Raw genomic sequence first — 12,337 nt, forward strand, 5'->3', positions numbered from 1 at the left:
GGTATCAGCCACCCATTGAGCGAGAAGAGGTACCGGTTGCGCTACGCTGCATAGTGCTTTGTTTAGCAACAGATTCACCAAAGCCGCCGCGGGTAACGGTGGTAGTGGTGGCTGGTTTCGGCGCCATTGCCGTCTTAGGTACGGTCATGGTGCGGCCTGGCTGGGCAGCGCCATAGTTTTTACCGGTGGCATCAGTGTATTTGCCGTAAGCCGGGCTGGCTGGATTTTTCGAGGAGAACAGCGGCTGTTGCGCAAAGCCCGCGCCGCCGCCCATCAGGCGCCCCATCATGTAACCAGCCATCAGCGGCATCCAGAAACTTCCGCTGGATTGCTGGGCCTGCGCCTGGTTTTCTGGTGCCATACCCGCCTGGGCAGGTGCTTGCTGGCACTGACCTTCGCCAAATTCGGCAATACAGTCTTCACGAGTGGCGTATTTCGGCGCAGTACGTTCTGCTTCTTTTAGCGCATTGTTGTACGCGGTGGTACATTCGGCGCTTTTGCCTGGGTTTGCGGCTGAACAATCGTCCGCATTTTGATACAGAGATACTGTCTCATCACTCTTTTCACAGCCTGCCAGCATAAAAACAGTAGCAACAGCGAGAGCAACAGGTGTCAGGTGGCGTGCGCTCCAGTTTTTGCGGAACGATGCGTGGCGTATGGATTTTGTCCGTTTCATTTTTGTCTTCCGGGACCAGTGGTAAATACCCATCAGAATAGAGGATGGCTGGTCGAAATTGAAGCGAGAAGGGGGAAGAATGCGGCAGATAACCCGTATCTTTACGTTGCCTTACGTTCAGACGGGGCCGAAGCCCCGTCGTCGTCGTCAGTTACGGAAAGGGTTATGACCGTTACTGGTGGTAGTGCGTGCGGACGCTTGCTGAACGGCTGGCGCCGGGCTATCTGGTGCATAGCCATCAGCGATAGCATTTTGTTCTGGCGTCTGCGGTGCGACGTTTTCCGGATTAGTGGAAACCGGCTTGCTTAGTGCGTTGTTCAACGCCAGCAAATCCTGCTCGTTCAACGTACCCAGAGCTGACTTAATATTCAACTGGTTAATCAGGTAGTTATAACGTGCATTCGCCAGTTCCTGCTTGGCGTTGTACAGCGTAGTGGTGGCGTCCAACACATCAACAATGGTACGCGTACCAACCGAGTAGCCCGCTTCCATCGCGTCTAAAGAGCTTTGGGCGGAAACCACGGCTTGTTTGTAGGCGTTAATGCTGCTGATAGAAGCATTAATGTTGTTGAAGGAGGAACGCACGGTCTGCACAACGCTACGGTGTGCGCTTTCCAGTTGCTCGCTGGCACCCACGAAGTTGTACTGTGCCTGTTTCACCTGCGAGTTAACCATTCCGCCCTGATAAATCGGCAGCGAGAAGCTCAGACCTACTTTGTTCTGGCCCATATTGCTGTCGTCATACTGGGCGCTGTTGGCACCACGGGTTTTCGAACCGCTGTAGGAGGTATCAGAAATCCCGGTAGAAGCCGTTAAATCCAGCGTCGGTAAGTGACCATCCTGCGCCTGGCGAATTTGCTCGCGCGCCAGGTCCTGGCTCAAACGTGCCTGTAACAGGGACAGGTTGCGTTTTTCGGCTTCTTTCAGCAGGGCGTTAACCGGCTGTGGTTTGTCGGTCTTGAAGTTTTCGACATTCAGCGCAGCCAGTTCCGGATAGTAGTTACCGGTTATCTGACGCAGCTGCTCTACCGCGTTATCGAGGTTATTACGTGCGGTCACTTCGTTCGCCAGCACGGTATCGTACTGTGCGCGGGCGTTCTGCACGTCGGTGATCGCCACCAGGCCCACGTTAAAGCGTTGGGTGGTTTGATCTAACTGACGGTAGATTGCCTCTTTTTGTGCCTGAGTATAAGAAAGCACGTCAATGGCATTCAACACGTTGAAATAAGCGGTCGCGGTGTTGAGGATCAAAGTTTGTTGATCGGTCTGGTAAGTGACGTCCTGAATACCGGCAGCTTTTTCCTGCAAGGTCAGCGCGCGCCATTTCGACATATCGAAAATGGACTGGGTCAGCTGCAGGGACGCACTGGTTGCGTTAGAGTTGATGCCGTTCGCGTCGCGGTAGCCGTTGCTATAGGTGTAATCTGCACCTAAACCTAGCTGTGGCAGTAATGGACTGCGTGCTTCATTAATTTTTTCAAAGGCAGCATCACGATCGGCGGCAGACTTACGCAATTCCGGGTTACTAAGGCGTGCTTGCTGATAAACTTGCATCAGGTTCTCGGCCTGGCTCAACGAACTGAACCCAGAAAGGCTCAGGCCGATAAGAATGGGGAGCAATTTCTTCATTTGCATTCCTTGTGGTGAAGCAGTATTTAGCGCGATCAAACTGTAAAATTATTGCGGATTCTAGCAGAAGCCGCTACCGCAAAAGGTTGGCGTTACGTGCCATAGGGCGTTAATGTGCCTCAATTTAACACATGACTGCTCAAACGGCAGTCAAACGTCGCTGAAATTCACATTTTATTCACTATTAGTGCCAGGACATTAGCCATGCTTAAGCCAGACAACCTGCCCGTTACATTTGGCAAAAACGATGTAGAAATTATTGCACGAGAAACACTTTATCGCGGCTTTTTTTCATTAGATCTTTACAGATTTCGTCATCGTTTATTCAACGGGCAAATGAGTCATGAGGTCCGACGGGAAATTTTTGAACGCGGTCACGCCGCAGTCTTGCTACCCTTTGACCCAGTGCGCGATGAAGTTGTACTGATTGAGCAGATACGAATTGCCGCGTATGACACCAGCGAAACGCCCTGGCTACTGGAAATGGTTGCCGGGATGATTGAAGACGGTGAGAGCGTGGAAGATGTTGTCCGTCGCGAAGCGATTGAAGAGGCGGGACTAAAAGTGAAACGGACTAAACCGGTGTTAAGTTTCCTGGCAAGCCCGGGCGGCACCAGCGAGCGTTCGTCAATTATGGTGGGCGAAGTGGACGCCACGACCGCAAGCGGTATTCACGGTCTGGCAGATGAAAACGAAGATATTCGCGTTCATGTGGTAAGTCGGGAACAGGCATACCAATGGGTAGAAGAGGGGAAAATCGACAACGCAGCGTCGGTCATCGCTTTGCAATGGCTGCAACTGCATCATCAAGCGTTAAAAAATGAGTGGGCATAAATGAAGCGTTACACACCTGACTTTCCTGAAATGATGCGCCTGTGCGAGATGAACTTTTCACAATTGCGCCGTTTGTTACCGCGCAATGACGCACCCGGTGAAACTGTAAGCTATCAGGTGGCAAACGCACAATATCGGCTAACGATTGTGGAATCGACCCGATACACTACCCTGGTGACTATTGAACAGATTGCGCCAGCGATCAGTTACTGGAGCCTTCCGTCGATGACGGTGCGTCTATATCATGATGCAATGGTGGCTGAAGTGTGTTCAAGTCAGCAGATTTTTCGCTTCAAAGCGCGGTATGATTATCCTAATAAAAAGTTGCATCAACGCGACGAAAAGCATCAAATTAATCAGTTTTTAGCGGACTGGTTGCGATACTGTTTAGCACATGGAGCGATGGCGATTCCGGTTTATTAGCGTCGTGAAACCTAAGGACACCATTTGGAAAGCCTGTTAACCCTTCCTCTGGCTGGTGAGTCCAGAGTCAGGATTTTACAAATTACCGATACTCACCTGTTTGCGCAAAAGCACGAAGCCCTGTTAGGTGTGAACACCTGGGAGAGCTACCAGGCGGTGCTGGAGGCGATTCGCCCACACCAGCACGAATTTGACCTGATTGTTGCGACAGGTGATTTAGCGCAGGATCAAACGGCTGCGGCCTATCAGCACTTCGCTGAAGGCATCGCAAGCTTTCGTGCGCCCTGCGTCTGGCTGCCGGGCAACCATGACTTCCAGCCTGCGATGTACAGTGCGTTACAGGATGCGGGTATATCTTCCGCGAAACGCGTGTTTATCGGTGAGCAGTGGCAAATCCTGTTGCTGGACAGCCAGGTGTTTGGCGTGCCACACGGCGAGTTGAGTGAGTTTCAGCTCGAGTGGCTGGAACGTAAACTGGCCGATGCACCAGAGCGCCATACCTTGCTGCTACTGCACCATCATCCGCTGCCTGCGGGTTGTAGCTGGCTTGACCAACACAGTCTGCGTAACGCAGGTGAACTGGATAACGTGCTGGTGAAGTTTCCGCACGTCAAATATCTGTTATGCGGCCATATCCATCAGGAACTGGATCTCGACTGGAACGGTCGTCGCCTGCTGGCAACGCCATCGACCTGCGTGCAGTTTAAGCCGCACTGCTCCAACTTCACGCTGGATACCATCGCGCCCGGTTGGCGTACGCTGGAACTTCATGCCGATGGCTCGCTGACCACAGAAGTACACCGCCTGGCAGACTCCCGTTTCCAACCAGATACCGCTTCAGAAGGTTACTGATGTCGACGCTTCTTTATTTACACGGTTTCAATAGTTCGCCGCGTTCTGCGAAAGCGAGCTTGTTGAAAAACTGGCTGGCGGAACATCACCCTGACGTTGAGATGATTATTCCGCAGTTACCGCCGTATCCTTCCGATGCGGCAGAACTGCTTGAATCCATTGTGCTGGAACATGGCGGTGATTCGCTGGGGATTGTTGGTTCGTCACTGGGCGGGTACTACGCCACCTGGTTGTCGCAATGTTTTATGCTGCCGGCTGTGGTGGTAAACCCGGCGGTGCGCCCGTTTGAACTGCTAACAGACTATCTCGGTCAGAACGAGAACCCCTACACCGGGCAGCAATATGTGCTAGAGTCTCGCCATATTTACGATCTCAAAGTCATGCAGATTGACCCGCTGGAAGCACCGGATTTGATCTGGCTGCTGCAACAGACGGGAGATGAAGTGCTGGATTACCGCCAGGCGGTGGCGTACTACGCCTCCTGCCGCCAGACCGTAATAGAAGGCGGCAACCACGCATTCACGGGCTTCGAAGATTATTTCAACCCGATCGTCGATTTTCTTGGTCTGCACCATCTCTGACGATCAACTCGAATTACTAACTTAAACCATGACGCAAACTTACAACGCTGATGCCATTGAGGTACTCACCGGGCTTGAGCCGGTTCGCCGCCGTCCGGGGATGTATACTGATACCACTCGCCCTAACCATTTGGGGCAAGAAGTTATTGATAACAGTGTCGATGAAGCACTGGCCGGTCACGCAAAGCGCGTGGATGTAATTTTACATGCTGACCAGTCGCTGGAAGTGATTGACGATGGTCGCGGAATGCCGGTGGATATTCACCCGGAAGAAGGTGTTCCGGCGGTCGAACTGATTCTTTGCCGTTTGCACGCGGGCGGTAAATTCTCTAACAAAAACTACCAGTTCTCTGGCGGTCTGCACGGCGTGGGGATCTCGGTGGTTAACGCCCTGTCGAAGCGCGTAGAAGTTAACGTGCGCCGCGATGGTCAGATTTATAACATCGCCTTTGAAAATGGCGAAAAGGTGCAGGATTTGCAGGTTGTCGGTACTTGCGGTAAACGCAACACTGGCACCAGCGTACACTTCTGGCCGGATGAAACCTTCTTCGACAGCCCGCGTTTCTCTGTTTCACGCCTGACGCATGTGCTGAAAGCCAAAGCGGTCTTGTGTCCTGGCGTTGAGATCACTTTTAAAGATGAGATCAACAATACCGAACAACGCTGGTGCTATCAGGACGGTCTGAACGATTACCTTGCGGAAGCGGTAAATGGCCTGCCGACGTTGCCGGAAAAACCGTTTATCGGTAATTTTTCTGGTGATACCGAAGCGGTGGACTGGGCGCTATTGTGGCTGCCGGAAGGTGGCGAACTGCTGACCGAAAGTTACGTCAACCTGATCCCAACGATGCAGGGCGGTACACACGTTAACGGTTTGCGTCAGGGCCTGCTGGATGCGATGCGCGAGTTCTGCGAATACCGCAACATTCTGCCGCGCGGCGTGAAGCTGTCGGCGGAAGATATCTGGGATCGCTGCGCATATGTGCTGTCGGTAAAAATGCAGGATCCGCAGTTTGCCGGGCAGACGAAAGAGCGTCTCTCTTCACGTCAGTGCGCGGCATTCGTTTCTGGCGTGGTGAAAGATGCTTTCACCTTGTGGCTGAACCAGAACGTTCAGGCGGCTGAACTGCTGGCGGAGATGGCGATTTCCAGCGCCCAGCGCCGTCTGCGTGCGGCCAAAAAAGTGGTGCGTAAAAAGCTGACCAGCGGTCCGGCTCTGCCTGGCAAACTGGCCGACTGTACCGCGCAGGACCTTAACCGTACCGAACTGTTCCTCGTGGAAGGGGACTCTGCAGGCGGATCCGCCAAGCAGGCGCGCGATCGTGAGTATCAGGCGATCATGCCGCTGAAAGGTAAGATCCTTAACACCTGGGAAGTTTCTTCCGACGAAGTGCTGGCTTCGCAGGAAGTGCATGATATTTCGGTGGCGATCGGTATCGATCCTGACAGCGACGATCTTAGCCAACTGCGTTACGGCAAGATCTGTATCCTGGCGGATGCTGACTCCGATGGTTTGCACATTGCTACGCTGCTCTGTGCGCTGTTTGTAAAACATTTCCGCACGCTGGTGAAACACGGTCACGTCTACGTAGCTCTGCCACCGCTCTACCGCATTGACCTGGGCAAAGAGGTCTATTACGCCTTGACGGAAGAAGAGAAAGAGGGCGTGCTCGAGCAATTAAAACGCAAGAAAGGCAAGCCAAATGTCCAGCGTTTTAAAGGTCTGGGTGAAATGAACCCGCTGCAACTTCGTGAAACCACGCTCGACCCGAATACTCGCCGCCTGGTGCAATTAACCATCGATGATGAAGATGATCAGCGTACTGACGCGATGATGGATATGCTGCTGGCGAAGAAACGTTCGGAAGACCGCCGTAACTGGTTGCAAGAGAAAGGCGACATGGCGGAGATTGAAGTCTGATAATCCTCCAGCCAGGAGAATAAAACATAGCCCGGCATACAAGCGTATACCGGGCTTTTTTTATCAAAACTCCATTTTCACCGTGAATTGCACTTCACGCGGATCGCCAATCTGATTACCCAGATTATTGGTGGCGATGGAAGAGGTGTAATACGTTTTATCAAACAGGTTTTTGACGTTTAATTGCAGAGTGACCGGATACTGCAATTTCATTTTGTATGCGGCGAAGGCATCGGCAACGAAATAGCCTGGCAGATAATAGTCAGCCCCATTGGTTGCCGAACGACGGCTTACGCCATGTCCGCCACCGCCAAACGTCAGTGTGTTATTGCCAGGCATGTTATGAATGTCATAGGTCAGGAATAGCGAACCGGTATGACGAGGAACATTCGGCAATGGTTTTCCTGCATAATCAGGATCATCCAGAACCTTAGCATCGGTATAGCCGTAGCTGGCAATAATATTAATATTTTCAGTTAATGCTCCCGCAAGGTCGACTTCAACCCCTCTTGAACGAACGCGGCCTGCCGTTTTGGCGATGGTTTCGTCACCAATACTTTCGGTATACAACACGTTACGTTTATGGATATCAAACAGCGCAATATCTGCGGTTATACCATTGAACAGCTCGAATTTTGCCCCGACTTCGTAAGCATTAGATGATTCTGGTGGAAGATCGCCAATGTAGCTGGCAATTGACGATTGCGGCATAAATGTTTGCGAATAATTGGCAAACAAGGATACCGATGGCGTCAGTTTATAGACCAGCCCCAGTTTGGGAGTCCATTGTTCATCGCGGCTGTCAGTATTGACATTAAAAGGACGGCCTTTACCCGCATACTGCGTGTAATACTGATAGCGGATCCCGGCGACGGCAATCCAGTTATCGGTCAGATAGAGCGCATCCTGTGCATAAGCTGAGTAGCTCTCCTGTTTGATCGTCTGATCACTGTCCGACGCCGAAACCGTTGTGCATTTGCTGGTGTTGCCATAAACAGGGCTGTAAATATTGAAATCTTTAGCGTTTTTACAGCGAATCATATCTGTACGCAGAAGATCATAATATTCATATGACACCCCACCCAGAATCTCATTATAGAATCCAGCAATATCAACATTCCCTTGCAGATCCGCACGAGTAGCATGCATACGCTGGGTAGAGCCCTGAGTTGCATCAACACGCCGTGTCAGCGTTCCTGTCGTTGCATCATACGCGGTAACACGAGCCTGATTATCGCTGTATTTATCCTGGCTGTAGCTGTAATCAAAGCGCGCTGTCCACTGGCTATTGAGATGATATTCTGCGTTGAGTTGCGCCAGATCGGACTGACCATCGGTAATGTTAAACGGTTCGTCGAAACGTATTTTTCGATCAACGTTTACGGGCTGTTTCGTCGTAAGGTCGAAAATCGTTCCGCGATCGAACGGCGTTTTATAATCCCGATGTGAATAGAGCATGGTTACTGTTGCATTATCACCAAACCAGGTGAGTGATGGGGCAATAAATGTACTGCGCTCTTTACCGAAATTCCGCCAGTAATCTTCATCCTGCACTTCCCCCGTCAGGCGGTAAGCCAGCTGAGTGCCTTCAATGGGGCCAGTGATATCCAGTTGCCCTGTGCCTCCGCCAAAACTGGAGGACGTGGCTGAGACAGAACCATGGAACGTTTTTTCCGGGCGCTTTGTCACGACGTTAATCAACCCACCAGGATCGAGAATGCCATACAGCGTGGAGGCCGGACCTTTTAGCACTTCCACACGTTCTGTTGCGGCGTTGAAGCTGCGAGGAAGTACAGTTCGCAGGCCGTTGGTCATGATAGAACCATCCCGGTTAGCGCCGAATCCACGACGTACAAAAGCGTCCTGAGTCCCGCCTAATGTATTGGTTTGCACCACGTTACTGACGTTATAAAGCGCCTCATCCAGCGTCGTCGCATTCTGATTTTCCAGTACTTGATCGCTAACGGTATTGACCACCTGCGGAATATCCAGCATCGGCATATCGGTTAATGTCGCCGTGGAGGTGCTCAGAGGTTGATAACCATCGGTCGCCTCAGTTGCGGTATTTGCATCCGCGGTAACAGTGATGGTTTCGCCATCTTTGGTCGTTACAGTGTCGGTTGCATGAATCATCGGTGCCGCAAAGAGCAGTGAAAAGAGTGCCCGACCTTTGACTCCTGAGAATGAAGGTGTGAACTTAGCCATTTAGTCTGTTATCCCAAAAACTCGCGGATTGTCGCGAGTGAAAATTGTTTCTTGTTGCTCACTAAGCACTATCCGTTTGTTATTTCACCATCGGATATGTAATTGAGAATCATTCAAACATGTGGCTATGTAGTAGTAAATGAGAAATGACAAAAAAATGCTACATGTGTTTTTACGAAGGTTTAATGCATTCTTGTCGCTTTTAACTTATTAATATTTAATGTTTTTATTTTTAGTTTTAAAAATATTTTACCTGTTATTTACCTTGTTACTGTGTGGCTTTTAACTTCTTGACTACTACATTTTGTGGCGTCAAACTCTCAAAGGAGAATGAGTTTTATTTTTGTTTGTCTTTGATTAAGTTGGCGTACACGTGACACATAACGCAAAAGGGCAGGGGCTGATCCTCGACAATGTTTCTGCCGGGTATCACAAGAAAATCATTGTTGATGGTGTTTCTTTCTCCGTTCCCACAGAAAAAATGACCGTTCTGGTTGGGGCAAACGGCTGTGGAAAATCGACGTTGCTCAGTACCATTGCGCGTATCTTGCAACCGATGGGTGGCTCAATATTGCTTGATGGCAAAGCGATTCACGAGCAACCAACGAAAGCGTTATCCCGTAGACTTGGGATCTTACCGCAGTCGCCATTATTGCCGGAGGGCTTAACCGTTTATGAACTGGTGTCGCGTGGGCGCTTTCCCTGGCAGAATTTCATACGCCAATGGAGCGACGCCGACGAGCAGGCGGTAGAAGAGGCCCTGAAATTAACCGGTACGCAGGAGTTTGCACATTTACCGGTTGAAAAACTCTCTGGTGGGCAGCGCCAGCGCTGCTGGATTGCGATGGTGTTGGCGCAAAAGACGCCTTATATCCTGCTGGATGAACCCACAACCTGGCTTGATTTACGTTATCAGGTTGAAATTCTTGAGTTATTACATGATTTAACGCGTCATCACGGGCGCACTGTCGTCGTGGTGTTGCATGATCTGAATTTTGCCGTGAATTATGGTGATACGTTGATATTTTTACGCCAGGGGAAAGTGGTGCGTGTGTTGAATGAGGGGGAACATTGCACGCCTGAACTGGTAAAAGCTGTCTTTGACGTTGATGTTCACGCATCAATAAATCCTCTGACGGGAAAACCGTTTTTCATGCCGTTTCGTGGTGTAGAAAAAGTATGATGCGCACGGGGCTGGTTACTGTTTTTTTTCTCGCCTTACTGCTGGTGGGATGCGTGGTATATCCCGGGATTGGTGCCCGATTTATTGCACCACAAACGGTGTTGCAGGCATTTCTTCATTTTGAACCGCAAAACTTCGATCACAACGTAATTGTAAGACTGCGTTTGCCGCGTTTAGCGGCAGCATTGCTGACTGGTGCTTCTCTTGGTGTTGCTGGTGCTTTGTTGCAGGCTGTCATTCGTAACCCATTGGGCGAGCCACATATTTTAGGCTTAAATGCCGGAGCCGCCCTGGCTGTCGTTGCCGCCAGCGCGCTTGGACTGGCATTTCCTGTTGGGCGCCCACTGCTGGCATCTGCGGGAGGCGCGTTATTGTTCCTGTTGATATTGCTGCTCTCTTCCGCAGGGCGTTCAGGGTTAACGCCAATGAAAGTTACCTTATGCGGCGTGGCGTTATCAGCGTTCGTTTCCTCAATAACGGCTGCAATCCTGATTCTTGACGAACAAACGCTGCTGGCGATGCGGACATGGTTAGCGGGGGATTTAGCGGGGCAGGATTGGGCGACGCTTGGAACGTCCGCCTGGTTTTCTTTGGGGGGATTTGTATTAGCCCTTTACCTTGCGCCCTCTCTTAACATGTTGGCACTGGGCGATCGCATGGCACAGGGGCTGGGTGTTTCGGTACTACGCACACGAACATTCACTCTGATTGCGATTGCGTTGCTCTGCGGTGCTGCCGTATCGATTGCTGGCCCCATTGGTTTTGTCGGCCTGCTGGTACCACAGATTGTCCGGCGTCTGGCATCAGCGGATCTGCGCGTTCTGCTACCTCTTTCAGCTTGTGTCGGCGCCCTTTTGTTATTACTGGCAGATATTATCGCCCGAACGCTTTTCACGCCCCATGAGCTGGCGACTGGTGTCATGACGGCGTTAGTTGGCGCGCCCGTTTTTGTCATTATGGCGACGAGGATGTTCAAATGAGTCAGATAATGAACGTCGGGCTACGCCCACTACGTGTTGGTAAGTTTTCGACACTGATTCGCCCTAAAAATCTGCTGTTGCTTAGTGGACTGTCTCTGTTTGCGGTTGGAATACTGATATTCGGTCTGATGCATGGTTCTTTCTCCGTCCCGGCATCGGAAGTAGGACGTGCGTTGTTTGCTCCAGAAAACGTAAGCACCGACGCACGTTATATTGTGCAGGATATCCGCTTGCCGAGAGTCATCATGGCATTGCTATGCGGGGCCATGTTAGGTATGGCAGGGGCCGCAATGCAATCCATTGCGCGTAACGGCCTTGCCGACCCGGGTTTAATCGGCGTCAAAGAAGGATGTAGCGTGGCTGTGCTGTGGCTGATTTTTCAGTTTCCAATGCTGGGAATGTTCTGGCGTCCCGTGGCGGGTCTTGCTGGTGGCTTGTTGGTGGCTTTAATCGTGATTTTTTGCGCGCGCGATATTTCCCGCCCGCGATTTGTTCTGATTGGCATTGGCGTGTCCTGGTTTTTCGCTGCCGGAATCGGTGTATTTATGACCACTGCAGATGTTCGTGATGTACAAACTGCATTGATGTGGTTATCGGGAAGCCTGCATGCAGCTAACTGGATGTTAGTCGGTATTTCAGCCTGTTGGATGTTGCCAGCCGCTCTTTTATTGCTGTTCACAGCCCGGACTGCGGATATCGCTCTGCTGGGTCATCATGTTGCAACCGGGTTAGGCGTGAATAGTTCTCGCCTGGCGTTGTTACGTGTAGCCGCACCAATAATCCTGACAGCCGTCTGCGTTTCTTGTGTTGGCAACATCGGCTTTGTCGGGCTGATAGCACCCCATATATCACGTTTTATTCTGCGTGGCGGGCATACGACATTATTGCTGGGGAGCGCCGTATCGGGGGCGTTGTTAGTCATCCTGGCGGATAGCATTGGGCGTTTGGCTTTTTTGCCTTTGCAACTCCCTGCGGGAATCGTTATCTCACTGATTGGTGGACCATTTTTTTTGCTACTGCTCTGGCAGCGCAGGAACAGTTTTTAACGGGAGT

The 12,337-nt window shown here is 51.2% G+C and carries 11 protein-coding genes; 8 read left to right on the top strand and 3 right to left on the bottom strand.

What is annotated here, in order from left to right; genetic code table 11:
• Positions 1-4: 4 nt before the first annotated feature.
• Positions 5-676, bottom strand: a complete 672-nt coding sequence (locus A9180_RS16065) for a DUF1190 family protein (protein WP_000831534.1) — start codon at positions 674-676, stop codon at positions 5-7.
• 147 nt (positions 677-823) lie between these two features.
• Positions 824-2,305, bottom strand: a complete 1,482-nt coding sequence (gene tolC / locus A9180_RS16075) for an outer membrane channel protein TolC (protein ID WP_064529627.1) — start codon at positions 2,303-2,305, stop codon at positions 824-826.
• 204 nt (positions 2,306-2,509) lie between these two features.
• Here tolC and nudF point away from each other — a divergent pair, with 204 nt between their 5' ends.
• From nudF to parE, 5 genes are read left to right on the top strand one after another with little or no spacing between them, the layout of a single operon-like run.
• Positions 2,510-3,139, top strand: a complete 630-nt coding sequence (gene nudF / locus A9180_RS16080) for an ADP-ribose diphosphatase (RefSeq protein WP_064529628.1) — start codon at positions 2,510-2,512, stop codon at positions 3,137-3,139.
• On the top strand, positions 3,140-3,562 hold the full coding sequence (locus A9180_RS16085) for a DUF1249 family protein (protein ID WP_000833390.1): 423 nt from the start codon (positions 3,140-3,142) through the stop codon (positions 3,560-3,562).
• Between the two features lie 24 nt (positions 3,563-3,586).
• Positions 3,587-4,414: a 3',5'-cyclic-AMP phosphodiesterase gene (cpdA, locus tag A9180_RS16090; RefSeq protein ID WP_064529629.1), complete on the top strand. Its 828-nt coding sequence runs from the start codon at positions 3,587-3,589 to the stop codon at positions 4,412-4,414.
• Positions 4,414-4,995, top strand: coding sequence for an esterase YqiA (gene yqiA / locus A9180_RS16095; protein WP_000105733.1), 582 nt, complete (start codon positions 4,414-4,416; stop codon positions 4,993-4,995). The genes cpdA and yqiA overlap by 1 nt, the downstream gene beginning before the upstream one ends.
• Before the next feature lie 28 nt (positions 4,996-5,023).
• A complete protein-coding gene (parE, locus tag A9180_RS16100; protein ID WP_064529630.1) occupies positions 5,024-6,916 on the top strand; it encodes a DNA topoisomerase IV subunit B in 1,893 nt (630 codons plus the stop codon).
• Between the two features lie 63 nt (positions 6,917-6,979).
• Here parE and A9180_RS16105 read toward each other — a convergent pair whose 3' ends face one another.
• Positions 6,980-9,121, bottom strand: coding sequence for a TonB-dependent siderophore receptor (locus A9180_RS16105; RefSeq protein WP_064529631.1), 2,142 nt, complete (start codon positions 9,119-9,121; stop codon positions 6,980-6,982).
• A 373-nt stretch (positions 9,122-9,494) separates the two neighbouring features.
• Here A9180_RS16105 and A9180_RS16110 point away from each other — a divergent pair, with 373 nt between their 5' ends.
• Genes A9180_RS16110 through A9180_RS16120 form a run of 3 tightly spaced genes read left to right on the top strand, consistent with a single transcriptional unit; the run spans position 9,495 to position 12,330 of the window.
• Entirely contained in the window at positions 9,495-10,304 is an 810-nt protein-coding gene (locus tag A9180_RS16110) for an ABC transporter ATP-binding protein (protein ID WP_064529632.1), read from the top strand.
• Positions 10,301-11,284, top strand: a complete 984-nt coding sequence (locus A9180_RS16115) for a FecCD family ABC transporter permease (RefSeq protein ID WP_064529633.1) — start codon at positions 10,301-10,303, stop codon at positions 11,282-11,284. The genes A9180_RS16110 and A9180_RS16115 overlap by 4 nt, the downstream gene beginning before the upstream one ends.
• Positions 11,285-11,292: 8 nt before the next feature.
• Complete coding sequence (locus tag A9180_RS16120) at positions 11,293-12,330, top strand: FecCD family ABC transporter permease (protein ID WP_064529865.1); 1,038 nt, start codon at positions 11,293-11,295, stop codon at positions 12,328-12,330.
• The last annotated feature ends 7 nt before the right edge of the window (positions 12,331-12,337 follow it).

It is taken from the genome of Escherichia sp. B1147, from assembly GCF_001660175.1.
GTDB classification, from domain to species: Bacteria; Pseudomonadota; Gammaproteobacteria; order Enterobacterales; family Enterobacteriaceae; genus Escherichia; species Escherichia whittamii.

Excerpts from the sequence above, each read along its gene's own strand:
- A9180_RS16115 (WP_064529633.1), top strand. The coding sequence starts at position 10,301 with ATGATGCGCACGGGGCTGGTTACTGTTTTTTTTCTCGCCTTACTGCTG.
- tolC (WP_064529627.1), bottom strand. The coding sequence starts at position 2,305 with ATGAAGAAATTGCTCCCCATTCTTATCGGCCTGAGCCTTTCTGGGTTC.
- parE (WP_064529630.1), top strand. The coding sequence starts at position 5,024 with ATGACGCAAACTTACAACGCTGATGCCATTGAGGTACTCACCGGGCTT.
- yqiA (WP_000105733.1), top strand. The coding sequence starts at position 4,414 with ATGTCGACGCTTCTTTATTTACACGGTTTCAATAGTTCGCCGCGTTCT.
- A9180_RS16065 (WP_000831534.1), bottom strand. The coding sequence starts at position 676 with ATGAAACGGACAAAATCCATACGCCACGCATCGTTCCGCAAAAACTGG.
- A9180_RS16105 (WP_064529631.1), bottom strand. The coding sequence starts at position 9,121 with ATGGCTAAGTTCACACCTTCATTCTCAGGAGTCAAAGGTCGGGCACTC.
- nudF (WP_064529628.1), top strand. The coding sequence starts at position 2,510 with ATGCTTAAGCCAGACAACCTGCCCGTTACATTTGGCAAAAACGATGTA.
- A9180_RS16085 (WP_000833390.1), top strand. The coding sequence starts at position 3,140 with ATGAAGCGTTACACACCTGACTTTCCTGAAATGATGCGCCTGTGCGAG.
- A9180_RS16120 (WP_064529865.1), top strand. The coding sequence starts at position 11,293 with ATGAACGTCGGGCTACGCCCACTACGTGTTGGTAAGTTTTCGACACTG.